General features: G+C 48.0%; 16 protein-coding genes, 2 tRNA genes and 2 rRNA genes. 6 read left to right on the top strand and 14 right to left on the bottom strand.

Annotated elements, in window-relative coordinates:
* Positions 1–87: 87 nt before the first annotated feature.
* The 3 genes from ACVLR6_RS00190 (at position 88) to ACVLR6_RS00180 (ending at position 5,133) form a co-directional block, all read left to right on the top strand.
* The gene (locus ACVLR6_RS00190; RefSeq protein WP_104472327.1) at positions 88–699 is read left to right on the top strand and encodes a TetR/AcrR family transcriptional regulator; all 612 of its coding nucleotides are present in this window, start codon (positions 88–90) and stop codon (positions 697–699) included.
* Between the two features lie 139 nt (positions 700–838).
* Entirely contained in the window at positions 839–3,523 is a 2,685-nt protein-coding gene (gene ppc / locus ACVLR6_RS00185; RefSeq protein ID WP_016658898.1) for a phosphoenolpyruvate carboxylase, read from the top strand.
* A gap of 299 nt (positions 3,524–3,822) precedes the next feature.
* Positions 3,823–5,133, top strand: a complete 1,311-nt coding sequence (locus ACVLR6_RS00180; protein WP_075174685.1) for a solute carrier family 23 protein — start codon at positions 3,823–3,825, stop codon at positions 5,131–5,133.
* Between the two features lie 242 nt (positions 5,134–5,375).
* Here ACVLR6_RS00180 and ACVLR6_RS00175 read toward each other — a convergent pair whose 3' ends face one another.
* The 6 genes from ACVLR6_RS00175 to ilvD (ACVLR6_RS00150) form a co-directional block, all read right to left on the bottom strand.
* Positions 5,376–5,552, bottom strand: a complete 177-nt coding sequence (locus tag ACVLR6_RS00175) for a hypothetical protein (RefSeq protein ID WP_005181183.1) — start codon at positions 5,550–5,552, stop codon at positions 5,376–5,378.
* Between the two features lie 410 nt (positions 5,553–5,962).
* Positions 5,963–6,250: a chorismate mutase gene (locus ACVLR6_RS00170; protein ID WP_075167674.1), complete on the bottom strand. Its 288-nt coding sequence runs from the start codon at positions 6,248–6,250 to the stop codon at positions 5,963–5,965.
* Complete coding sequence (locus ACVLR6_RS00165) at positions 6,231–7,553, bottom strand: hypothetical protein (protein ID WP_455995536.1); 1,323 nt, start codon at positions 7,551–7,553, stop codon at positions 6,231–6,233. The genes ACVLR6_RS00170 and ACVLR6_RS00165 overlap by 20 nt, the downstream gene beginning before the upstream one ends.
* 79 nt (positions 7,554–7,632) lie before the next feature.
* Complete coding sequence (gene ilvD, locus ACVLR6_RS00160) at positions 7,633–9,318, bottom strand: dihydroxy-acid dehydratase (RefSeq protein ID WP_005181175.1); 1,686 nt, start codon at positions 9,316–9,318, stop codon at positions 7,633–7,635.
* 293 nt (positions 9,319–9,611) lie between these two features.
* On the bottom strand, positions 9,612–9,815 hold the full coding sequence (locus ACVLR6_RS00155; RefSeq protein WP_067731511.1) for a hypothetical protein: 204 nt from the start codon (positions 9,813–9,815) through the stop codon (positions 9,612–9,614).
* A gap of 200 nt (positions 9,816–10,015) precedes the next feature.
* A complete protein-coding gene (gene ilvD / locus ACVLR6_RS00150; RefSeq protein WP_455995534.1) occupies positions 10,016–11,845 on the bottom strand; it encodes a dihydroxy-acid dehydratase in 1,830 nt (609 codons plus the stop codon).
* A gap of 423 nt (positions 11,846–12,268) precedes the next feature.
* On the opposite strand from ilvD (ACVLR6_RS00150), the gene fmt reads away from it, so the two are divergent.
* On the top strand, positions 12,269–13,231 hold the full coding sequence (gene fmt / locus ACVLR6_RS00145) for a methionyl-tRNA formyltransferase (protein WP_168399137.1): 963 nt from the start codon (positions 12,269–12,271) through the stop codon (positions 13,229–13,231).
* Complete coding sequence (rsmB, locus tag ACVLR6_RS00140) at positions 13,228–14,532, top strand: 16S rRNA (cytosine(967)-C(5))-methyltransferase RsmB (protein ID WP_168406446.1); 1,305 nt, start codon at positions 13,228–13,230, stop codon at positions 14,530–14,532. The genes fmt and rsmB overlap by 4 nt, the downstream gene beginning before the upstream one ends.
* Positions 14,533–14,611: 79 nt before the next feature.
* Here rsmB and ACVLR6_RS00135 read toward each other — a convergent pair whose 3' ends face one another.
* The 3 genes from ACVLR6_RS00135 to ACVLR6_RS00125 all read right to left on the bottom strand — a co-directional run bounded on the left by ACVLR6_RS00135 (position 14,612) and on the right by ACVLR6_RS00125 (position 18,184).
* Entirely contained in the window at positions 14,612–14,722 is a 111-nt protein-coding gene (locus ACVLR6_RS00135; protein WP_005181164.1) for a methionine/alanine import family NSS transporter small subunit, read from the bottom strand.
* 1 nt (position 14,723) lies between these two features.
* Positions 14,724–16,211 carry a sodium-dependent transporter gene (locus ACVLR6_RS00130; protein WP_016658905.1) on the bottom strand — a complete coding sequence of 496 codons (1,488 nt, stop codon included), beginning with the start codon at positions 16,209–16,211 and terminating at the stop codon, positions 14,724–14,726.
* A 521-nt stretch (positions 16,212–16,732) separates the two neighbouring features.
* The gene (locus ACVLR6_RS00125) at positions 16,733–18,184 is read right to left on the bottom strand and encodes an aldehyde dehydrogenase family protein (protein ID WP_104500439.1); all 1,452 of its coding nucleotides are present in this window, start codon (positions 18,182–18,184) and stop codon (positions 16,733–16,735) included.
* A 137-nt stretch (positions 18,185–18,321) separates the two neighbouring features.
* On the opposite strand from ACVLR6_RS00125, the gene ACVLR6_RS00120 reads away from it, so the two are divergent.
* On the top strand, positions 18,322–19,005 hold the full coding sequence (locus ACVLR6_RS00120) for a TIGR04219 family outer membrane beta-barrel protein (protein WP_005181160.1): 684 nt from the start codon (positions 18,322–18,324) through the stop codon (positions 19,003–19,005).
* 79 nt (positions 19,006–19,084) lie between these two features.
* Here ACVLR6_RS00120 and ACVLR6_RS00115 read toward each other — a convergent pair whose 3' ends face one another.
* From ACVLR6_RS00115 to ACVLR6_RS00095, 5 genes are all read right to left on the bottom strand, one after another.
* Positions 19,085–20,446: an aromatic acid/H+ symport family MFS transporter gene (locus tag ACVLR6_RS00115; RefSeq protein WP_005181158.1), complete on the bottom strand. Its 1,362-nt coding sequence runs from the start codon at positions 20,444–20,446 to the stop codon at positions 19,085–19,087.
* A 444-nt stretch (positions 20,447–20,890) separates the two neighbouring features.
* Positions 20,891–21,005: ribosomal RNA gene (gene rrf, locus ACVLR6_RS00110) — 5S ribosomal RNA — on the bottom strand.
* Between the two features lie 191 nt (positions 21,006–21,196).
* A 23S ribosomal RNA gene (locus tag ACVLR6_RS00105) occupies positions 21,197–24,086 on the bottom strand.
* A gap of 453 nt (positions 24,087–24,539) precedes the next feature.
* Positions 24,540–24,615, bottom strand: a tRNA-Ala gene (locus ACVLR6_RS00100).
* A gap of 62 nt (positions 24,616–24,677) precedes the next feature.
* Positions 24,678–24,754: transfer RNA gene (locus tag ACVLR6_RS00095), tRNA-Ile, on the bottom strand.
* Positions 24,755–24,787 lie beyond the last annotated feature (33 nt).

Below are 24,787 nucleotides of genomic sequence, written 5' to 3'. Positions count from 1 at the left end.
TTAATTAATATACCGATGAGTACATTAATTGCAAGAAACAGCAAAACACAATGACTGTTTTTATTTTATTTAGGATATTTTCAGCAAATGAACGTCGGACGTCCCAAAGATCTCGAAAAACGCCAGCGCATTCTGGAATCGGCTAAATCCTTGTTTTTAAAGCAGGGCTATCATGGTTCGAGCATGAATGAAATTGCCCGCGATGCCGGCGTGACCAAACTGACGGTCTATAATCATTTTCAGGACAAGGCCACCTTGTTTACCTGTGCCATTGAAGATACCTGTGAAGCCCTGATTATGGCGCGTCCGCCGCAGCTCAGTGCCGACAGCAATTTCCAGCAGGCGCTGGCGCAGCTGTGTGCGCTGTCCCTGGAAATTGTCTATTTACCCGAAGCCATCAAGCTGGAATATCTGCTGCTCGATTTGGCCTCACAGCAAAGTCCGCTGTTACAGCAGTTTTATCAGGCCTCGCATCAAAAGCTGAACCAAGTCTGGCAGCACTTTTTCCAGCAGGCCATTGATTTAGGTTTTATCCATCAGATGCCGCTAGAACAGTTAATCCAGTTGATGTTGTCGTTATTACTCGGTCAGCGCCATCATGAAATTTTGCTCGGCATCCGTCCGATTCCGGCCGCCGATGAACAGCAGCAGCTGATCCAGTCCAGTATCCAGCTGTTCCTGCAAGCCATCTCCGAGTGACTGGCTGCCTAAGCCTTGAACAAAACCGGCTTTTTTGCAGCGCTTCCGGATAAAAATTATCCGACTTTCGCCTTGTGCTGGCTTGGATTGTCACGAATTCCGGGTATAGTCAAAACAGGAACTCTGGAGAGGGAAAAAAATGATTCAACAAATTGCTGCTCCATTACGCGAAGATGTGCGTCTGCTGGGAAATTTACTGGGCGATACCCTGAAACAGCACGCCGGACAAGATTTGTTTAATCAGGTCGAACAGATTCGTGCGCTGGCCAAAGGCGCCCGTGATGGCCAGATTGAAGCAGAAAAACAACTCGAACAACTGCTGTCCAGTCTGGAAGATGAAGAAATTCTGCCGCTGACCCGTGCCTTTACCCACTTTTTAAATTTTGCCAATATTGCCGAGCAGTATCATGTGGTGCGTAGCCGCCGCCAGAGCGAATTTGATGACAGCGCACCCTCCCCGAATCCACTCGATCATCTGTTTCAGAAGTTCCAGCAGCACGATATTTCTGCCGAGACCTTGTTCCAGCAGATCTGCGAGCTGAATATTGAACTGGTCTTAACCGCACATCCGACCGAAGTTAGCCGCCGCACCCTCATTCAGAAATATGATGGCATCAATGCCTGCCTGTCGGCTTTTGACCAGCAGAAACTGACACCGCGTGAACGTCAGGCGGTGCTGGAAGAGCTGAAACAGCTGATCAGCTCGGCCTGGCAGACCGATGAAATTCGTCAGCATCGTCCAACCCCGATTGATGAAGCCAAATGGGGCTTTACCACCATTGAACAGACGCTGTGGAATGCAGTGCCTAAATTTATCCGGGAACTGGACAGTATGGTGCAAGCCCAGTGTGGCCAGCAGCTGCCGCTGGAAATTGCACCGCTGCGCTTTGCCTCCTGGATGGGCGGTGACCGCGATGGCAACCCGAATGTGACCCATCAGGTGACCCAGGAAGTGCTGTGGCTCTCGCGCTGGAAAGCCGCCGATTTGTACCTGCGCGATATTGAAGATTTGCGCTGGGAACTGTCGATCCAGCAATGCAGCCCGGAGCTGCTGGCTGCCATTGGTACGCCGCATCCTGAACCGTATCGTGAATATTTACGTGAGACGCGCCAGCGTTTAACGGCCACCCGTGACTGGCTGGCGCAAAAGCTGCAAGGACTGGATGCTGATGACAGCCAGGTGATTAAAAGCAAACAGGAACTGCTGACCCCGTTATTGTTATGTCACCGCTCGTTAATGGCCTGCAACATGCCAGAAATTGCCAATGGCAAGCTGCTGGATTTCATTCGCCGGGTCAACTGTTTCGGAATTGAACTGCTCAAACTGGATATCCGTCAGGAATCTGGTCGCCATCGTCAGGCCATTTCGGCAATTACCGAGTATCTTGGACTGGGCAATTTTGAAACCTGGACCGAACAGGCGCGGCAGAATTTCCTGCTACAGGAACTGCAAAGCAAACGTCCGCTGTTGCCTAAATACCTGCAGGAACCGAAACAGAGCCTGATTGAACATCCGGATGTGCAGGAAGTATTTGCCACCATGCGGACTCTGGCCGAACAGCCATCGGAATCGCTAGGTGCCTATATTATTTCAATGGCCGAATATCCAAGTGATGTGCTGGCGGTGTTATTGCTGCAAAAAGAAGCCGGTATTCAAACGCCGCTACGCGTGGTGCCGCTGTTTGAAACCCTGAAAGATCTGGACGGCGCAGCCGACACCATGCACACCCTGTTTAGTATGCACTGGTACAAGCAGCATATTCAGGGCAAACATGAAGTGATGATTGGCTACTCCGACTCGGCCAAAGATGCTGGCTTTATGTCGGCCAACTGGGCCCAGTATCGTGCCCAGGAAGAACTGACCGCTGTGGCACAGCAGCACGGGGTTCAGCTGACCCTGTTCCACGGCCGTGGCGGTTCTATCAGCCGTGGCGGGGCACCGACCCAGCAGGCCCTGTTCTCGCAACCACCAGGTTCCATTTCCGGCGCGATTCGCGTCACCGAACAGGGCGAAATGATCCGCTTCAAGTTTGGTCTGGAAGAAATTGCCTTACAGAATCTGGAAATCTATACCGCTGCGACACTGGAGGCGACCTTGCTGCCACCGCCGGTTCCTAAACAGGAATGGCGCCAGTTAATGCACAGCATGACTGACCTGTCGGTGCAGGTCTATCGCCAGACTGTACGGGAAAATCCGCATTTTGTGAAATATCTGCGTACCGTGACCCCGGAACTGGAGCTGCAAATGCTGCCGCTTGGTTCACGTCCGGCCAAGCGTAAAGTCAGCGGCGGCATTGAATCGCTACGTGCCATTCCCTGGGTGTTTGCCTGGACCCAGATCCGTCTGATGCTACCGGCCTGGCTGGGTACTGGTGCTGCTATTAACCAGGTCATTGCCCAGGACCAGCAGGCACTGCTGGAAGAAATGCTGCGCGAATGGCCCTATTTCCAGACCTTGGTGGATATGCTGGAGATGGTTCTGTCCAAGGCCGATGGGCATATTGCACTCTACTATGAGGCACATCTGACTGAAGATGAAGAACTGAAAGCCTTGGGCGCCGAGCTGCGTCAACGCCTGAAAGATGCGGTCCAGACCTTGCTGGCGCTAAAAGGTGAGTCACAGCTACTCAGCAGCAATGATGTGCTGGATCAGTCGATGAAAGTGCGTAAACCATATTTGCTGCCGCTACATCTGCTGCAGGCCGAACTGATGAAACGCCGCCGCCAGTATCTCAACAGCCAGCAGGCCGAACATAGTCCGGTAGATCATGCCTTAATGGTCACCATTGCCGGTATTGCTGCCGGATTACGCAACACCGGCTAAGTCAAATTGGCAAAAACATACAGCACATGTTCTGCATGTGCTGTATTTTTAAGCAGTCATAAAGCTGTCATTTCTTTTTTTATGAATAAAATAATTATTATTTATACATTCCCTCCAGCCAAAGTCGATGAATTAATCTACTGATTTCATACTGTTTTTATATTGAAAAATTTTTACCCTGCGGTAAAAAATAAAGCAAAGTCATAGAATTAATTTGAACAAAAATTTTGTATCTCCGATTAAATCTTTTAAAAAACAGGAGTATGATTGGCACAATTTGTCTTTAGAGTGCTCAAAATATGTCCAATTGGTTTCCCAAATGGCGCCCGTATCAAGGCAGTATCGATGCACGTCCTGTAGGTACCAATGAGTATCTTCCACCTGCGCAAACTGTGGTCCTGGGGGTTCAGCACGCGTTTGCCATGTTTGGTGCGACGGTACTTGCGCCTTTCCTGATGGGCTTTGACCCGAACCTGGCCATTCTGATGTCCGGGATCTGTACCATCCTGTTCTTTATTATGACCGGTGGTCGCGTTCCAAGTTATTTAGGTTCCAGCTTTGCCTTTATTGGGGTGGTGATTGCTGCGACCGGTTATGCTGCATCCGGCACGGGCGGACCCAACCCGAATATTGCGGTGGCAGCCGGCGGGATTATTGCCTGCGGTATTTTATATGCCCTGCTCGGCTTTCTGGTCATGGCCACCGGGACGCGCTGGATTGAAAAATTAATGCCGCCTGTGGTCACTGGTGCAGTGGTGATGATCATTGGTCTGAACCTGGCGCCGGTCACGGTCAAAGGCGTGGCTGGTAATCCATTTAATATGTGGATGGCGCTGGTTACAGTGCTGTGTATGGGTTCGATTGCGGTATTTACCAAAGGACTGTTACAGCGCCTGTTGCTCCTGGTGGGTCTGCTGCTGGCCTATCTGGTTTACTTTATTGTCAGTAATGTCATGGGTTATGGCACCCCGATTAACTTTGCCCCAATCCAGCAGGCGGCATGGTTTGGCCTGCCAACCTTCCATGGTCCGGAATTTGAAGTCAATGCCATGCTGATCATTGCCCCGGTGGCGCTGATTCTGGTGGCAGAAAACCTGGGCCATATTAAAGCCGTGAGTGCCATGACCGGTGAAAACCTTGACCCGCACATTGGTAAAGCCTTTGTTGCCGATGGTGTAGCCACCACTTTAGCCGGTGGTGTCGGTGCGCCAGGCATGACCACCTATGGTGAAAATATTGGCGTGATGGCAGTGACGCGTGTCTACTCGACCATTATTTTTGCGGTTGCCGGTGTGTTTGCCATTTTCCTTGGTTTATCGCCTAAGTTTGGTGCCATTATTCATACCATTCCAAGCGCGATTTTAACCGGTGCCTCAATTGTGGTGTTTGGTCTGATTACCATTGCTGGAGCCAAAATCTGGATTGAAAACAAAGTCGACTTCTCGAAAAACAAAAACCTGATGGTGGCGGCAGTGACCATTATTTTAGGTACCGGTGACTTTGCCCTGCAATTTGGCAGCTTTAACCTGGGTGGTATTGGGACGGCGACCTTTGCCGCACTGTTACTGAACCTGTTCTTTAGCCTGGGCGAAAAATCAGAAAAAGCATAACTGCCCTGACTAATATACAAAAAAACCGAAGCCGGTATGATCAGTACCGGCTTCGGTTTTTTATCTGAAACCTAAACGCTAGCAGTCAGGTTTCAAGGCAAAATTAAATTATTTTTGCTTTTTCAGGGCTTTTTGCAGCTGTTTCAATTTGCCCTGATGTTTTGAAATCTTTTTCAAGCGTGCTTTGATTTTTTGCTTTAACGATTTAACTTGCTTCGCCATGGTATTACTCCCTAGTAAGGCTATTCGCGCTTGTGCTGTTTCACAAAGCTACGAATAAATTTTCTTAATTCACGAGCAGCACTAGTATCCAGTTCTTCACACAAATGAATAAATTCATCGCGTTCAGCACTATTAATACGAATTAAAAGTTGTCCATCTTTTTTGCCTGTCTTTATTTTTTTGATTTGCTCGCTCATTGCTTCACTCCAAAATAAAGACGCTTTAACAAAAAGATGTATATACAATATATATACATTTTCAATTAAGTCAAATCTATCGTGTTAAAATATGTAATAAAATCAATAGATTTAGTTTACCAAAAAACTATAGACGCGCGCAAAGCCTGCCGGGCTCTAGCTTTGCGCAAAATACCGCCATCGGTTTATTTTTAAATTAAAGTTAGATGATTCGTTTGTTTTTCAACCAACCTTGATCTTGAAGCGAAATAACCTCCCAGATTCATCTCACCTGCCGAGTGCTGATGTCTACGGTTCTGGCTAAAGATTAAAGACGAACAAAAATAATCCGCGCCGCCGGAATCAGGAAGATTATCCCGGCCTGCTGTGATGAAAACAGAGTGCCAGCGCGTTTTTAATTGTTATCGGTTTTAAGGTCTAAACTGTTTCAGTTCACGCTGAATAAAGTGCTGGAACATGGTCTGGTACAGCTGTTCAATCAGCTGAGCATCGAGCCCCAAGCTGGTGGCCTGGCTACGCAAACGCTCCAGAATCTGGGCCTGGCGTTCCGGGGTCTGCATATCGGTTTCTGATTTTTTAAAACGGGTGGTCTGATCAACATAATATTGACGCGCTGCAATCAGCTCCACCAAAGCACTATCAATCACATCAATCTGTGCGCGAGCCTGTTCCAGCGACTCAACTTTCTCTTTTTTCATGTTGTAAGATGTCATTTTCAGCTTCGTTTTCACTTTTGTACTTTTCTTCTAACACATTACTGAAAATACTTTCAATCATCCAGACGCGATAAAGGCTATTAAACACATAACCTTGCCCATCAACCCGCAGCTCCAGCACCGGTAAATTCGGCTGAGACTTCATTTCACAGAGCATGTCATTGTCTTTCAGATACTGTTCAATATCGGCACTGCTCAGTTCAACAATGTTCAGCTCACGGCGTAACTGCTCAAAATGGGCTTTAAAAGACAGGTCTTTGCCCTGGGTCCACACCGCCTGCAAAATTCGGTGAATGGCCTGCATGCGCTGCTCTTCCGGCACGCTATAAAACAGTCGCGCCATCTGATAGGTGGCATCCTGGGTCGGCCGGCAAAACGGGGTAAAGGCGACTTCGGTGCGTTTGGATAAACGGGTGGCCAGGCTCCAGTCAAACAGGTCACGGCCCTGATAACTGAGCGGATAGACATTCAAATGAATATTATAATAATTGGCCAGCTCTTCCTGAATATAGGCCAGCAGCAGCCAGGAAATCGGATCTTCCAGCGCGATATATAAATCCAGCTCCGGGTCCATACGCTGAATTTCATTTAAAGCTTCGGCATCATTAATTAAATGCTCACGCCATTCAATATGATTAATCAGGAAAATCGGATTGCCGGTCAGCAGCTTCTGCTGTTTTAGGCGCCGGGTCAGGCGTAACAAATCATCTACCGCATGATACTGGCGGCCACCAAACTCGAAATAGCTGGCAAGGATGGCATCCTGATTAAAAATCCGTTCCGGAAAATGCTGTTCCTGATGATGGCGACTGGCCATGGCATACAGGGTGCGCAATTTGCCATACTGTTTTTGCCAGAGCATATGGAATACATCTTCCAGCAAATACAGAAAATCCTGACCACGCAAAGGCGTATGCCGCAAGATGGTTTCAGCTTGCGCCAAGGCTTCCGGGGTCGGCTGTTCCGGGGTGTCATGAAAACTGAAACGATGCTGCTTGGACAGGATCTGTGCATCATTCAGGCAATAGTCCTGCCATTCCAGCGCCGACATCTGGTTCGGCGGCTCTGCACTGCCACTGGAAATAATTACCTTTAACGGCTTTAAGGCATCGGAGAGAATTTCTTCAAGCTGTGGCAGTTCCTGCACTGCCAGATAGCTATACACATCATCTAAACGCAGATGAATACTGAGGCCCTGCTCAATCGGTAACACCGCTTGACGAGACGGTTTTTGATAAAACCAACTCGATCGGATTGGATCAAACCAACGGCGTAACAGTGACATGAGCTGAGCCTCTAAAGGATTAAACGGTGCAATAAAAGATACTACACCGGTTTATAACAATTTGATCTTAAATGATCAATTACACATCCAAATTTAAATCGGTCACGGCGCCGGTCTCTGCCCCTGAGGTCAGTCGGGCAAATTTGGCCAGTGCACCATGCGTATAATTTGGTTTTGGCTTGACCCAGGCCGCCTGACGCGCGGCAATTTCCTGTTCAGACACATGCCAGGTCATTTCACGGGTTTCGGCATTGATGGAGATTTTATCGCCATTTTTCACCAAACCAATTGGCCCACCTTCATAGGCTTCCGGGGTCACATGGCCAATCACAAAGCCATGACTGCCGCCGGAGAAACGGCCATCGGTAATCAGGGCCACAGCATCGCCCAGGCCTTTACCAATAATCGCTGAGGTCGGTTTTAGCATTTCAGGCATGCCCGGTCCGCCTTTTGGTCCAACACCGCGAATTACCACCACTTCGCCCGGCTGCACCTGACCGTCAAGAATACCGCGCATGGCACCAATTTCACCTTCAAACACCCGTGCCGGGCCTTCAAAATATAGGCCTTCTTTACCGGTAATTTTTGCCACCGCACCGGTTGGCGACAGGTTGCCTTTTAAAATCACCAGATGCGAATCTTTTTTCACCGGTGCATCAAATGGCAGGATAATCTGCTGGCCTTCCGGATAGTCTTCAACATCCGCCAGATTTTCGGCCAGTGTTTTACCGGTCACGGTCAGACAGGAACCATCGAGCATACCGGCATCCAGCATCCGTTTCATCAGCGGCTGAATCCCGCCAATCGCAATCAGTTCAGACATCAGGTATTGACCCGATGGACGTACATCGGCCACCACCGGAATATCCTGACCAATGCGGACAAAATCATCCAGGCTCAGCTCAACCCCGGCCGTATGTGCCATCGCCAATAAATGCAGTACGCCATTGGTAGAACCACCCAGGGCAATCAGCACTTTAATGGCATTTTCAAATGCAGCTTTGGTCATAATATCGCGCGGTTTAATGTCCAGACGCAGCAGGTTCATTACCGCTTCACCGGCACGCTGACAGTCAATTTTCTTGTCCTCAGACACCGCTTCCTGTGCCGATGAACCCGGCAAACTCATGCCCAAGGCTTCAATCGCCGAGGCCATCGAGTTAGCGGTGTACATGCCGCCACAGGAACCCGGTCCAGGCAAGGCCACTTCTTCAATCTGTTTGACCTGAATTTCGTTAATTTCGCCTTTGGCATGCTGCCCGACCGCCTCAAATACCGAAATCATGTCGGTATGGCCGGCGCCCGGCTTGATGGTGCCACCATAAACAAACAGCCCCGGACGGTTGAGGCGCGCCAGCCCCATAATACAGCCCGGCATATTTTTATCGCAGCCGCCAATGGCAATCACCCCATCATAGGCCTGACAGCCGACCACGGCTTCAATCGAATCGGCAATAATTTCGCGGGTCAGCAGCGAATATTTCATGCCCTCGGTGCCGTTTGAAATCCCGTCAGAAATGGTGATGGTATTAAAAATAATCCCCTTACCGCCAGCAGCATTGACCCCGGCTTCGGCTTCACGCGCCAGCCCATCAATATGCATATTACACGGCGTGACATTGGCCCAGGTTGAGGCAATCCCGATAAAAGGACGCGTAAAATCCTCATCCTGAAAGCCGGTGGCGCGCATCATGGAACGTGCCGGTGCATTTTCAATGCCCTCATAGACCGGGGCGGAATGTTCGCGGATATTATCTTTACTCATTTTATTCGTCCTGAGTGTAATTTTTGAGAAGCCTAAATATTGGCTAGGTTTTATCCGATTGTATAGAAAGCAATCTCGACATAAAAGTAAGACTCTGTGTATCTGACTCAGTTATTTTTTATTTTCTTAGATGAGTATTTGAAGTACGAAGTTGCCATACATAATAAAAGACCCGGTCTTTTCAAGCCGGGCCTTTTACTGAGACTGTAAATCAGTCATGGGATGATTTCTGATTAGATTCATCTTTACACTATTTAAAATCAATTACTTATAAATTTTTAGTGTAGGCGTACTTAATTCACCTGATGCAGACCAAGTTCTTCATTGGAAGCCAACACCACAGATGCCAGAATCGGAGCCGCCAAAATCACAGGAACAGCTAAGATCCAAAAGACGACGGTATAATGTGGATCAAAGAAAAATTGAATGCTCAGTGCAGCTAAAATCATAATGAGCGCTAAAATTGCCACAAAGCGGCTAATAAATTTCATGGACATGCGTGTAATCACTTTTGCATTGATACTGTCGCTTTAGTATACACATACTTTTTTTAAGACTTTATCGGTTTTAAGTATCTAAAGCCCTCTCTCCATTGATTTTATTGAAAGTTTAGGTGTTTTTACTTAAGTTTAAATCGCTAAGGAATAAAAAAGCACTCCCATCTGGAGTGCTTTTTCGCGCTATAAAAATTTACAGCTTAGATTTCACGTACCGCACCTTTTGCAGCACTTGTAGTGTGCATCGCATAAGCTTTCAATGCTTTAGAAATCTTACGTGGACGTTCTTCCACTGGGTGCCAGCCTTTTTCATCCTGTGCTGTACGACGAGCGGCCATGGTCGCATCATCTACTGCCAGGTGAATGCTACGGTTTGGAATATCAATTTCAATGCGGTCGCCATCTTCGACCAGACCAATCGCGCCACCTTCTGCCGCTTCCGGAGAGACGTGACCAATCGACAAGCCAGATGAACCGCCCGAGAAACGGCCATCGGTCAGCAAGGCACAGTCTTTGCCCAAACCTTTAGATTTCAGGTAGCTGGTTGGGTACAGCATTTCCTGCATCCCCGGACCACCACGTGGACCTTCATAACGAATCACCACCACATCACCGGCGCTGATTTTACCGCCCAGAATCGCCTCTACTGCGGCATCCTGGCTTTCAAATACGCGAGCTGTACCATTAAATTTCAGGATGGATTCATCTACACCCGCAGTTTTTACGATACAGCCATCCAGCGCGATGTTGCCGTACAGCACCGCCAGACCACCATCTTTAGAGAAGGCATGTTCAGCATTACGGATTACGCCATTTTCACGGTCGCCATCAAGGCGTGAATAATAACGGTCCTGTGAAAATGCAGTCTGGGTTGGAACACCACCTGGCGCCGATTTGAAGAAAGTGTACACCTCTTCATTTTCAGTACGGATGATGTCCCATTTATCTAAAGCATCTTTTAATGTTGCTTCGTGAACCGTACCGACAGAGGTATCTAACAGGCCTGCACGATCTAGTTCACCGAGGATCGACATGATCCCGCCGGCACGGTGCACGTCTTCCATATGTACATCATTCTTCGCAGGAGCGACCTTACAAAGCACTGGTACTTTACGAGATAGACGATCGATGTCATCCATGGTGAAGTCCACACCCGCTTCGTTTGCAGCAGCTAATAAGTGTAGAACGGTATTGGTTGAACCACCCATTGCGATGTCCAAAGTCATGGCATTTTCATACGAAGCTTTAGTCACCATTGAACGTGGTAATACGCTGTAATCGTCTTGTTCATAATGGCGTTTTGCCAGTTCAACAATGAGAGAACCTGCACGTTCGAACAGTTTTTTACGGTTCGCATGAGTTGCCAAAGTTGAACCGTTACCTGGAAGCGATAGACCCAATGCTTCAGTCAAGCAGTTCATTGAGTTCGCAGTGAACATGCCTGAACATGAACCACAGGTTGGACAGGCTGAACGTTCGTATTCAGCCACTTCTTCATCAGTATAGTTATCATCTGCAGCGACGATCATGGCATCGATCAAGTCGATGGCTTTATCATTACCACGGATTTTCACTTTACCGGCTTCCATCGGACCGCCAGACACGAATACCACTGGAATGTTCAGGCGCATTGCTGCCATTAACATCCCCGGAGTGATCTTGTCACAGTTCGAGATACACACCATCGCATCGGCACAGTGTGCGCTGACCATATATTCTACCGAGTCAGCAATTAGGTCACGTGAAGGCAGTGAATACAGCATACCGTCATGACCCATGGCGATGCCGTCATCGACCGCAATGGTATTGAATTCTTTTGCTACACCGCCTGACGCTTCAATTTGACGTGCCACGAGCTGACCTAGGTCTTTTAAATGCACGTGACCCGGTACAAACTGGGTAAAAGAGTTGACCACCGCAATAATCGGCTTGCCAAAATCTTCATCTTTCATCCCGGTCGCACGCCATAAGCCACGTGCGCCCGCCATATTTCTTCCGTGTGTCGATGTTTTTGAACGATAGTCAGGCATGTGTATTTCCAACGAGTTGTGCTTGAGAGGGTGAATCCCCATCTCTGGCTAAAATGTACTGATCTTCAGGTTATCAGTTGAAATTTCGTCACATCATACTACAGCTCAATCTGTCAGCGTGCTGGGTGATCGGGTCTTTTGAACCTTTTATTCTGCGATCTTTCAACTGATGAAAACTGGGGAGACTCGCCTACGGAGCCGATATGATTTGATCATAAAGCATTAACTCCGGCATTTTCATGAATAATTTTTACCTTTTATATAAACAAAATTTATTGATATTAATTTTTTAAATAAAATTTTGTTTGCAAAGAACAGCACCCAGCCAAACTCATGAAGATGCAATCTCTATTTACATGACAATTTAGGCTTAAAAAGGCTTTTCGCATATAATGTGGGGCAAGTTTATATGGAATCTCATGTGTGAAAATTATCTTTGCGGGAACACCAGAATTTGCAGCTGTAGCGCTCGATGCCTTATTAAAAACCGAGCATGAAATTGTGGCGGTCTATACTCAACCTGACCGCAAAGCAGGCCGCGGACAAAAACTTACGGCCTCTGCCGTGAAACAACTGGCACTGGCACATAATCTTCCGGTATATCAACCGTTACATTTTAAATCATCCACAGAAGAAGGTCTGGCGGCACAGGCAGAACTAAAAGCCCTGAATGCCGATGTAATGGTGGTGGCGGCCTATGGCCTGATTTTGCCACAAGTGGTGCTGGATACACCCAAATATGGCTGCCTGAATATTCATGGTTCGCTGCTGCCACGCTGGCGAGGAGCGGCGCCCATTCAACGCGCCATTGCCACCGGTGATGCTGAAACCGGCGTGACCATTATGAAGATGGCGGCCGGGCTGGATACCGGCGATATGATGTATAAAACCCTGTGCCCGATTACAGCTGAAGATACCTCTGCCAGCCTGCATGACAAACTGGCCATTCAGGGTGCGGAGGCGATTGTGGCGGTACTGGCTTCGGAGCAGACTTTACAACAGTATCTGGAACAGCGCGAAGTACAGGATGAAGCTTTAACGGTATATGCTCACAAGCTGTCTAAAGCCGAAGCGAAAATTGACTGGTCTCAGGATGCTGTGACAATTGACCGCAATATTCGCGCCTTTAACCCGTGGCCGGTGGCGTTTATTCCGCTGGATGAGCAAAGTAATTTACGGGTCTGGGGATCTGTGCTGTCGAATGAAGCGGTCAATGGCCAGTCGGCGGGGACCATTCTGGCACTGGATAAACAGGGCGTGCATGTGGCCTGTGGCGATGGCAAAGCCATCTGTCTGACCAGCCTGCAATGGCCGGGTGGTAAAGCGCTGAATCCGGTCCAGATAGCACAAACCCAGAAATTAAGTATTGGGCAGGTGCTGGCATGAATCAACATCTATCGGGTCAGTCACATCTGAACTTACGCGCCCAAGTGATTCGTACTTTATTGGCCGTCCAGCAGGGCCAATCTCTGGCCAGTATTTTACCGCTGCATCTGACCAAGGTCGCCGAGCGTGACCGGGCGCTGTATCACGAACTGGTCCTGGGCACCTTGCGTCAATGGTACGGCCTGAAAAGCATTACCCTGCCTTTGCTGGTCAAACCGCTGAACAATGAAACCGTCGAAACCTGTCTCTATGTCGGGCTGTATCAGATTTTATGTACCCGTATTGCCGACCATGCGGCTATTTCAGAAACCGTGACTGCCACCAAGCAGTTAGGCTTTCAGGCGCTCAGTGGTGTGGTCAATGCCATCCTGCGTCGTGTTTCACGTGAAACATCGGTCTTTGAGCAGACGCTGCAAGCGGCGCATGGTTTACCCAGCTGGCTGTTTAAACGTCTGAAAAAAGACTGGCCGGAACAGCTGGAGCAACTGACCCAGGACCTGAAACAGACAGCACCACTGACTTTAAGGGTCAATCAGCGCAAGATCAGCCGTGAAGCCTATCTGAATAAACTGCTGGGCGCCGGTATTCAGGCACGTCCGGGCGAGCGTTCCGATGTGGCGATTATTCTGGAACAGGCGGTGCAGATTCCGGAGCTGCCGGGCTTTGATGCCGGCTGGTTCTCGGTACAGGATGAACATGCCCAGCTTTGTGCGCAGTTACTGCCAGATTTAAATGGCAAAGTGGTGATTGATGCCTGTGCAGCCCCGGGCGGAAAAACCGCACATATTCTGGAAAAATTTAGTCCGGCCACTTTGGTGGCACTGGATCAGGACCCGAAACGCCTGCTACGGGTCACGGAAAATCTGGAGCGCCTGCAACTGACCGATACGCAGCAGGTCGAAATTCTGGCGGCAGATGCTACGCGCTGGACCGCAACCGAACCGGTCGATTGTATTGTGCTGGATGCACCCTGCTCTGCCATTGGGGTGATGCGCCGTCATCCGGATATTCGCCTGTTACGCCAGTCCGCTGACATTCAGCAAACTGTCGAGCTGCAGCAGCAGATTCTGGAACAGATGTGGTCCCAGCTAAAAGTCGGCGGCACCTTGCTGTATATCACCTGTTCCATTTTAAAAGCAGAAAATGAACAGCAGATGCAGCAGTTCTTTGCCCAGCATGCCGATGCCAAAGAAATTAAAATTGTCACAGACTATGGTGTCGAACAGCAGTATGGCCGCCAGCTGTTACCGGAAGCCGGACGCGGCGATGGCTTCTATTATTGCCGGATCGAAAAAATCTAGACGATAAAAAAAGGAACCCTCAGGTGGTTCCTTTTTTTATTCTACAGCAGCTTAGTCTGCACATGCATGTACCACAGACTTAATCCTCTGGTTCATCTGGATGTTTGCTCAGATGAATCATGGCCAAGATTAAACCGCCCCAGAGCAGGACAGTCGAGATGATCATCATGATAATTGCTTCAGTATTCATCTTAGTTCTCCTCTTCCGGGACTTTGTCTTTCAGACAGCTCAGTACAATGGCACCCACAATAAACAGGGCCAGCGTACCGCCACCCACCAGCCATAAGATTTCAGCCGGATAACCGCCATAACCTTCTGCAACAATCGACTTGATAGTTAAGCCTAAAGCCACCAGTAATGATAATGGAGTAATCACGGTTAACAGGAAGTTCCAGCCGGCACCCAGTTTAATACTAGAGTACTGGTTGATATGCGCCTGTAACTGCGACAATAACGGACGACGGAACCACGACACCAGAATAATCGACAGTAAACCACCGCCAACAATACCAATATTATTGGCAAAGTAGTCAATGATGTCGACAAAGGTAATCGCACTATGGGTCGAGAAAATCAGGGTCGAAACAATGGCAGAACCACCGGCAATAATGCTGACCGATTTTTTACGTGACCAGCCTAACTTGTCCTGGAAAGCTGAAATCGGCACTTCCAGAATACTGACCATGGAAGTAATCCCGGCAACGGTCAACGAGGCAAAGAACAGGAAGCCAAATAAGTCGCCGCCTGCGCCCATGCTGGAAATAATTTTCGGGAAGGCAATAAAAGCCAGACCAATACCGCCAGATACCACTTCTTCCACGGTTGAGCCTGAGCTGAACGCCATAAAGCCCAAAGCCGCAAATACCCCGATACCGGCCAGAATTTCAAAAGATGAGTTGGCCAGCGCAACCACCGCACCGGAACCAGTCATATTGGTTTTACGCTTTAAATACGAGGCATAGGTCAGCATGATCCCGAAGCCAACAGACAGCGAGAAGAAGATATGACCAAATGCGGCCAGCCAGACTTTATAGTTGCCCATCGCTTCCCAGTTCGGGGTAAAGAAGGCATTTAAACCTGCGGTTGCACCCGGTAAACGGATCGCCTGAATCACCAGAATCGTGAACAGTACCACCAGTAACGGCATAAAGATTTTATTGGCCAGTTCCACACCACGACGTACACCACCGTAGAGAATGAACATCACCACCGCCCAGACAATCACCAGACCGAAGAATAAGGTCGGTACAAAGCCCAAGGCCAGCCCTTCGCCATTTTGCAAATAGGAATTAAAGAAGAAGGCCTGGGTGTCTGCCCCCCATTTCTGGCCAATTGCGTAGTACATATAACTACCGGCCCAGGACAGAACGCTGGCATAGTAAATCCCGATGACCAAGGTCACCATCACCTGCCACCAGCCCAAGGACTCACTGTTCATGAGCTTTTTATACGCCAGTGGCGGCGCTTTACGGAACTTATGCCCGACCGCGTAATCTAAATATAATAACGGCAAACCGGCAGCAAAAATTGCCACCAGATACGGTACTAAGAAGGCACCACCACCATTTTCGTAAGCCACATAGGGAAAACGCCAAATATTCCCCAAGCCTACAGCTGAACCAATCGCTGCAATAATAAAGCCTGATCGCGCGGACCAGTTTTCACGATTTCCTGACATAAAACACCTAAACCTAGATGCTTTTTTCACTGCTTTTTATGTGGTTTTCTCGCAAGCAAAAAAGCACCATGCAATATTAATCTTGAGTGTTTGATTTAGCCTTGACCTTTTGGGTACTGGTTTCTAAATGACAAACAGGGAGTGAATGACGAAAACTTGCTTAAAGTGCATCGTGAAGACTCCCTTTTATATGGTTCAACAATACTCACTTTTAAAAAATTATTCTGTAATTTCTGCTCCAAATCTTGGGTTTTTATAATCTATCCTGATTCAACCGCTCAATTAATCAGCTTATTTATTGTACAATTTTGGTTATGAATTACCAAACTTTTTGGAATATATTATGAAGTAAAACTGAAAACTCAATTGCCATCCTTTAAACGGTCATTTATACCCGATGATATAAAATGCCTATCACCTACCCGCACTGCTTTCTTCAGATGCTGTATTTAAATAGATTGCCGTGATCTATAGATGAGAATGCATCAAGCTCAAGCTTGCCCTTGATGCACCCCAAGCCGTCAACCCGGTTGATGGATCACCAGCAAACGTTCTTCCTGCATATCACGAATTGCCGATTGAATTCCCTCACGGCCCAGACCCGAATCCTTGACCCCGCCATACGGCATGTTATCGACCCGGAATGATGGAATATCGTTAATAATCACCCCGCCAACATGCAGCTGGTCCCAGGCATATAGCATCTGCTGCAGATTCTGGGTATAGACCCCGGCCTGCAAACCAAAGCGGCTCTGGTTAATCCGTTCAATACCCTGCTCAAACTGTTCATACGGCTCCAGAATAGCCACCGGACCAAAAGCTTCATTCTGGTAAATTTCTGACTGAGGCGAAACCTGCTCCAGCAATGTCGGCTCGAACATCACTCCCTGCTGTTCACCACCCACCAGTATCGTCGCGCCTTCTGCTACGGCCTGATCTAGCCATTTTTTCAGGCGCACGGCTTCGTTCTCTTTAATCATCGGCCCAACCAAAGCGCTGTCCAGCCGCGGATCAGCCGCCCGTAATGACTGCAAACGGCTGACCAGTTTATCTTTAAGCTGTGTGTAAATCGCGTGATGTACCAGAATACGCTGCACACTAATACACACCTGCCCGGCATGGTTATAGGCACCGCCAATCAGCCGGTCAACCAGTGCATCATTGACTTCGGTATCGGCCTCAATCATCACGGCAGCATTGCCGCCCAGCTCCAGCGTGACCTTTTTACGTCCGGCACGCGCTTTCATGTCCCAGCCCACCACATCGGAACCGGTAAAGCTCAGCAGTTTAAAGCGGTCATCGGTGACCAGCACATCGGCCTGCTCACGCGGACAGGGCAATACCGAAAAGGCACCAGCCGGTAAATCGGTTTCTGCCAGAATCTCGGCAATTTTTAAGGCAGAAATCGGGGTTAGACTGGCCGGTTTTAAAACAAAGGGACAGCCGGCAGCAATCGCGGGTGCAATTTTATGGGCCGTCAAATTCAGAGGAAAATTAAATGGACTGATCAGCGACACTGCGCCAATCGGTACCTGTTTGCTGATGCCCTGATAACTGCAAGCCGCGGCAGTTACTGCCAATGGCATCATCCGGCCCTGATCCATCTGGGTTACTGCATCCGCAGCCAGTTGAAAGGTATTGATTAACCGCTCCACTTCAGCAGCGGCAGCCCTTTTCGGTTTACCGCCTTCAATAATCAGCAGTTCGGTGAGCTCGGCCCGGCATTCCTGAAAACGCTGCACACAATGCAGCAGGATTTTCTGTTTCTGAAACGGTTTTAATGCCGCCATCGCCGCTTCCGCCTGGACTGCGGCCTGAATCGCCTGCTCCAGCGTCTCTGCATCGGCCAGCGCCACACGTGCATAACAGCGCTGCAGATACTTATCTTCGACCTCTAGCCACTGGCCGGTCACATGCGGCTGTCCAGCCAGATATAAAGGATAATCGTGCGGATGATCAGTGTGCGTAGCCATGTGCAGGTCCTCTATTTTTTGCATGATGCGTCAATGCAATTTATACCAATTCCCGATATGATGCGCCGAGATGTTTCCCGGTTCCATCCTCCACAATAAATTTATTCTGAGAATATACAAGCTCTACAGGGATTTTTATGCGTACACGTCCAGCATTGTGTTTCATCCTCGGTCTTGGCTGTTTTAGCGCCGCGCAGGCCGATATTATTGGTGTTAAAGGTAGCGTCGATTACTGGCATTATGACAGTGACTTATCGAGTGCCTTGGGCCAGCCCGAGATGAAAGATGACTCCAGTTTGTCTTTTGCCTTGGCGGTTGAACATCCAGTACCGTTATTGCCGAATGTCAAAATCAAGCACAGCACACTTGAGGCAGAATCAGAACGTGAAGTTCTGAATGAAAAGATGGAGCGGATCGACCTCGATTATTCCGACTTCATTGTCTATTACGAAATTCTGGACAATATTGTCAGTGCCGATATTGGTGTGGGTGCCAAGGTGCTGGACGGTACCGTGCAGCAGAATTTAACCGAAGTGGAACAGGTCAGTGAAACCTTGCCAATGCTGTATGCCGAAGCCGGGGTGAAACTACCTTTTACCGGTTTAAGTGCCAAAGCCGAAGCCAGCTATGCCAAGTTTGATGATACTGTCATTAGCGATGCGCAGGCAGAACTGAAATATAATTTTATTGATAATTTACTGATCGATGTCGGCCTGAAAGCCGGTTACCGCATTCTAGATGTGGAGCTAAACGAAGGTGATGAACATAATCTCCAGCTGGATTTTAAAGGTCCTTATCTTGGGCTGGAAGCACATTTCTAAGCCAGGCAAATCATCTTTTTCCCTTTAAACAAAAAGCCTCTACTGAGGCTTTTTGTTGATTCAGATGAATTACATCGGTTTAGCTATAAGAGCGACTGGCCTTGGACACCACCGGTGGTGTTTCGGTAACCGGCTCTGAGGCTTTCTGGATACGAATCAGGGCGACTGCAATTGCACCAATCACTGCTGGAATCGCCACCGCCAAGAAATTCAGTTTATGCGGTAATTCCATACCCAATAGCACCCCAATAATAATCGGGCCGACAATTGCACCCACACGGCCGACCGCAGAGGCACAACCAATCCCGGTTGAACGTACCGCCAGTGGATAATACTGTGCCACAAAGCTGTATAGCAGAATACTACTGCCAATTGCGGAAGCTCCAGCCAGCGCCACCAGTAGGTAAATCACCGGTTGTGGCGAGTTAAAGCCTAATCCAACCAGCGCCACAGCCCCCATCAGGAACATGCCAATAATCACCGGTTTTAAATGGAAACGGTCTGCCAGAATCCCGCCGCCAATGGTACCAATTACTGCACCAATATTCATCGACATCAGGAACATCAGGCTGCTGCCCAGCGAGTAACCAGCGGCCATCATCAGTTTTGGTAACCAGCTGCCCAGTGCATAGACCATCAATAAACACATAAAGAAGCAGCACCAGAACAATAAGGTACTCATGCCACGGTTTTGCTTAAATAAGGCGGCAATAGAGGCATCCGGCACCTGTACTTCATTTAAGACCAGTTGAGTCTGCGCACTGACTTTTTCTTCTGGCGTGATTTTCTGGATAATCTGGCGCGCTTTTTCATCCTGCTGTTTTTTCACTAAAAAGGTCAATGATTCAGGTAAAAACTTCCACAAGATCGGTAACAGTAACAGTGGAATACCCGCGATATAGAACATCACTTCCCAGCCAAAACTTGGAGTTAACCAGGCACCCAGTAACGCAGCCATAATACCGCCGACCGCATACCCACTAAACATGGTGGTCACCAAGGTACTGCGCAGTTTTTGTGGTGCATATTCAGAGGTTAAGGCCACCAGATTCGGTAATACTCCGCCAATTCCTAAACCGGCAATAAAGCGCAAAATTCCGAATTCAGTCGGGTTAGATGCGAAACCGCCCCAGAAGGTAAAACCGCTAAATAAGGTCACACAAATTAAAATGACATTTTTACGGCCAATCTTATCGGCCAGCATGCCAAAAAACATGGCACCGAACATCATTCCGGCCAGGGCAGTACTGGCCAACATGCCTGCTTGCACAGCAGTCATATTCCATTCTTGCATCAGTAGTGGTAGGGCTACGCCATTAATCGCCAGGTCATAACCGTCAAAGATGACTACAAATAAACACCAGAGTACGACGTTTAAATGAAAAGGTTTGAACTTCGCCTTGTCCACTACAGCATTCACATTCATTGTTGTTGCTGTCATTAATCCTCACCTCCAATTGTGAGATTTTATTCTTAATATAAAAAAATGAACAATCATTCACTTTTGTCTATAAAATGAATGATTATTCATTTTTTGTCTATGGATAAAAGGTCTAAATGATAAATTTTTCTTAAAAATCAGATTTGATTTAGCAATAAAGCTCAATTTCAGAGCAGAAAATTTAGTTATAAATCTTATAATTACTGGAAACTTATTCTATTTTTTTAAATTTTTATATTACAAAACAGTGAAATAAAAGCTTCATCATTGCAATTTTTAAGACAGGCTTAAATGACAACTTCTACCACACAAATTTGCAAATAAATGTAAAAATTGTGTCATAAAGCTAGAAAAATACTGTCTAGGTCGTAGATATATAAACTAGAAATTACGTCCATAAAAAAATCCCCCTGCTGTTTAAGCTAGGGGGATTTTGAATTAATGAGCTGGCGATGACTTACTCTCACATGGGTAACCCCACACTACCATCAGCGCTAAGAGGTTTCACTTCTGAGTTCGGGAAGGGATCAGGTGGTTCACTCTTGCTATTGTCGCCAGCACAACTGTTATGGACTTGTTCGGGTCTTAGTTACTTTGCTTAAGCTTGATGCTTTTGCATGTAATGCCTTACTTTGTTCCAAATGAGTTATTAACGGATTGGCTATTGGGTCTGAATTTTATTGTGTCGCATTAACTAAATCAAGGATTAGTTTAGAATCCAGCTTGATACAACAACTGTTTGGGTGTTGTATAGTCAAGCCTCACGAGCAATTAGTATTGGTCAGCTTCACATATCGCTATGCTTCCACACCCAACCTATCAACGTCCTAGTCTCGAACGGCTCTTTAGAGGAATAAATTCCTAGGGAAATCTTATCTTGAGGTAGGCTTCCCGCTTAGATGCTTTCAGCGGTTATCCCTTCCGAACATAGCTACCCGGCGATGCGACTGGCGTCACAACCGGTACACCAGAGGTTCGTCCACTCTGGTCCTCTCGTACTAGGAGCAGATCCTCTCAAATTTCCAGCGCCCACGGTAGATAGGGACCGAACTGTCTCACGACGTTCTAAACCCAGCTCGCGTACCTCTTTAAATGGCGAACAGCCATACCCTTGGGACCTGCTTCAGCCCCAGGATGAGATGAGCCGACATCGAGGTGCCAAACACCGCCGTCGATATGAACTCTTGGGCGGTATCAGCCTGTTATCCCCAGAGTACCTTTTATCCGTTGAGCGATGGCCCTTCCATACAGAACCACCGGATCACTAAGACCTACTTTCGTACCTGCTCGACTTGTGGGTCTCGCAGTTAAGCGCGCTTTTGCCTTTATACTCTACGCGTGATTTCCGACCACGCTGAGCGCACCTTCGTACTCCTCCGTTACTCTTTAGGAGGAGACCGCCCCAGTCAAACTACCCACCAGACATGGTCCTCGTCCCGGATCACGGGACAGAGTTAGAACCTCAACATTACCAGGGTGGTATTTCAAGGACGGCTCCATTGGAACTGGCGTTCCAACTTCAAAGCCTCCCACCTATCCTACACAAGTAAGGTCAAAGTTCAATGTCAAGCTGCAGTAAAGGTTCACGGGGTCTTTCCGTCTAGCCGCGGGTACACTGCATCTTCACAGCGATTTCGATTTCACTGAGCCTCTGCTGGAGACAGCGCCGCCATCATTATGCCATTCGTGCAGGTCGGAACTTACCCGACAAGGAATTTCGCTACCTTAGGACCGTTATAGTTACGGCCGCCGTTTACTGGGGCTTCGATCAAGAGCTTCGCTTACGCTAACCCCATCAATTAACCTTCCAGCACCGGGCAGGCATCACACCCTATACGTCCACTTTCGTGTTTGCAGAGTGCTATGTTTTTAATAAACAGTTGCAGCGGCCTGGTTTCTGCGGCTGTCAACCGCTCAGGGAGCAAGTCCCATCACCGTCAACAGCGTACCTTCTCCCGAAGTTACGGTACCATTTTGCCTAGTTCCTTCAGCAGAGTTCTCTCAAGCGCTTTGGTCTACTCGACCTGACCACCTGTGTCGGTTTCGGGTACGATTCCAGTGTAACTGAAGCTTAGAGACTTTTCCTGGAAGCATGGTATCAGCCACTTCGCTAGTAAACTAGCTTGCTATCAGCTCTCAGCATAGAGCACCCCGGATTTGCCTAAGATGCATGCCTACAGCCTTCCACCTGGACAACCAACGCCAGGCTGACTTAACCTTCTCCGTCCTCTCATCGCATTACACTGAAGTATTGGAATATTAACCAATTTCCCATCGACTACGCCTCTCGGCCTCGCCTTAGGGGTCGACTCACCCAGCCCCGATTAACGTTGGACTGGAACCCTTGGTCTTTCAGCGAACGGGTTTTTCACCCGTTTTGTCGTTACTCACGTCAGCATTCGCACTTCTGATACCTCCAGCAGACTTCTCAATCCACCTTCATCGGCTTACAGAACGCTCCCCTACCACGTATACAATGTATACATCCGCAGCTTCGGCACATAGTTTTAGCCCCGTTACATCTTCCGCGCAGGCCGACTCGACTAGTGAGCTATTACGCTTTCTTTAAAGGGTGGCTGCTTCTAAGCCAACCTCCTAGCTGTCTATGCCTTCCCACATCGTTTCCCACTTAACTATGATTTTGGGGCCTTAGCTGGCGGTCTGGATTGTTTTCCTCTTGACTACGGACGTTAGCACCCGCAGTCTGTCTCCCGGATAGTACTCATCGGTATTCGGAGTTTGCATCGGTTTGGTAAGTCGGGATGACCCCCTAGCCGAAACAGTGCTCTACCCCCAATGGTATTCGTCCGAGGCGCTACCTAAATAGCTTTCGGGGAGAACCAGCTATCACCAGGCTTGATTAGCCTTTCACCCCTATCCACAAGTCATCCCCTGGCTTTTCAACGACAGTGGGTTCGGTCCTCCAGTTAGTGTTACCCAACCTTCAACCTGCTCATGGATAGATCGCCTGGTTTCGGGTCTACACCCAGCAACTATACGCCCTATTAAGACTCGGTTTCCCTACGGCTCCCCTATGCGGTTAACCTTGCTACTGAATGTAAGTCGCTGACCCATTATACAAAAGGTACGCAGTCACCGAACAAGTCGGCTCCCACTGCTTGTATGCATGCGGTTTCAGGATCTATTTCACTCCCCTCACAGGGGTTCTTTTCGCCTTTCCCTCACGGTACTGGTTCACTATCGGTCAGTCAGGAGTATTTAGCCTTGGAGGATGGTCCCCCCATATTCAGACAAGGTTTCACGTGCCTCGCCCTACTCGTCATCATTATGTGTGCCCTTTCGTGTACAGGACTATCACCCACTATGGTTGCACTTCCCAGAGCATTCCACTAAAACACACATAACTTAATGGGCTGTTCCCCTTTCGCTCGCCGCTACTGAGGGAATCTCAATTGATTTCTTTTCCTAAGGGTACTGAGATGTTTCACTTCCCCTCGTTCGCCTCAATACACTATGTATTCATGTATTGATACCTACCTTATGGTAAGTGGGTTTCCCCATTCAGACATCTCCGGATCAAAGGATATTTGCCGCCTCCCCGGAGCTTTTCGCAGGCTATCACGTCTTTCTTCGCCTCTGACTGCCAAGGCATCCACCACATGCACTTAATTACTTGACTATACAACCCCAAACAGTCGTTAATCCCTACAAGTAGGATTAAGACAATTAAATAAATAATCAATTATCTATTTAATCTACAGTTCGAAGTCACGTGCACTTAAGCACCGTACAGCTTCAATCTAAATTCATATACCAAAACGCTTGATTCAGTTAATTTGCTAGTTCTCAATTCAATCTACGTTCATCAACCCGTCATAACAACGCGTTAACGTATATTGATTGAGTGAACAATTTATTTCAGACTCAATTTTGCCAATCTGTTAATGATTCACTACATCCTCGTCGGACTGCAGTCAACTGTGATAAATCACAGAAGTTAACAAGACGCGCATATTACGCTAACTTCTTATTAATTTCTATAATCTAAGACTTCGTTCGATTAAAGCCTGCGCAAAGCATAGCTTTTTGCTTAAATTCCAAGGAAAAACGTTGTTTTTCTGATCTTGAAATTTGGTGGAGACTAGGAGAGTCGAACTCCTGACCTCCTGCGTGCAAAGCAGGCGCTCTACCAACTAAGCTAAGTCCCCAGCTTATCAATAAGTCAATGTTCTGATTTCTATTCGCTCTGCAATTGCTTGCTTGTCGTTAGTGGTGGGTCTGACAAGACTTGAACTTGTGACCCCACGCTTATCAAGCGTGTGCTCTAACCAACTGAGCTACAGACCCTCAGATACATCATCATGAAGAACAACTTGTTGT

Source organism: Acinetobacter sp. T63, from assembly GCF_053852345.1.
The sequence above is the reverse complement of the archived record's forward strand: the minus strand, read 5'-3'. Positions and strand labels throughout refer to the sequence as shown.

Bases quoted from the DNA above. Each gene is read 5' to 3' on its own strand.
- ACVLR6_RS00125 (WP_104500439.1), bottom strand. From the start codon at position 18,184: ATGGCTACGCACACTGATCATCCGCACGATTATCCTTTATATCTGGCT.
- ACVLR6_RS00170 (WP_075167674.1), bottom strand. From the start codon at position 6,250: ATGAAAAAAGAGAAAGTTGAGTCGCTGGAACAGGCTCGCGCACAGATT.
- ACVLR6_RS00190 (WP_104472327.1), top strand. From the start codon at position 88: ATGAACGTCGGACGTCCCAAAGATCTCGAAAAACGCCAGCGCATTCTG.
- rsmB (WP_168406446.1), top strand. From the start codon at position 13,228: ATGAATCAACATCTATCGGGTCAGTCACATCTGAACTTACGCGCCCAA.
- ACVLR6_RS00175 (WP_005181183.1), bottom strand. From the start codon at position 5,552: ATGAGCGAGCAAATCAAAAAAATAAAGACAGGCAAAAAAGATGGACAA.
- ACVLR6_RS00155 (WP_067731511.1), bottom strand. From the start codon at position 9,815: ATGTCCATGAAATTTATTAGCCGCTTTGTGGCAATTTTAGCGCTCATT.
- ilvD (WP_455995534.1), bottom strand. From the start codon at position 11,845: ATGCCTGACTATCGTTCAAAAACATCGACACACGGAAGAAATATGGCG.
- ilvD (WP_005181175.1), bottom strand. From the start codon at position 9,318: ATGAGTAAAGATAATATCCGCGAACATTCCGCCCCGGTCTATGAGGGC.
- ACVLR6_RS00120 (WP_005181160.1), top strand. From the start codon at position 18,322: ATGCGTACACGTCCAGCATTGTGTTTCATCCTCGGTCTTGGCTGTTTT.
- ACVLR6_RS00135 (WP_005181164.1), bottom strand. From the start codon at position 14,722: ATGAATACTGAAGCAATTATCATGATGATCATCTCGACTGTCCTGCTC.
- ACVLR6_RS00130 (WP_016658905.1), bottom strand. From the start codon at position 16,211: ATGTCAGGAAATCGTGAAAACTGGTCCGCGCGATCAGGCTTTATTATT.
- ACVLR6_RS00115 (WP_005181158.1), bottom strand. From the start codon at position 20,446: ATGACAGCAACAACAATGAATGTGAATGCTGTAGTGGACAAGGCGAAG.
- ppc (WP_016658898.1), top strand. From the start codon at position 839: ATGATTCAACAAATTGCTGCTCCATTACGCGAAGATGTGCGTCTGCTG.
- ACVLR6_RS00165 (WP_455995536.1), bottom strand. From the start codon at position 7,553: ATGTCACTGTTACGCCGTTGGTTTGATCCAATCCGATCGAGTTGGTTT.
- ACVLR6_RS00180 (WP_075174685.1), top strand. From the start codon at position 3,823: ATGTCCAATTGGTTTCCCAAATGGCGCCCGTATCAAGGCAGTATCGAT.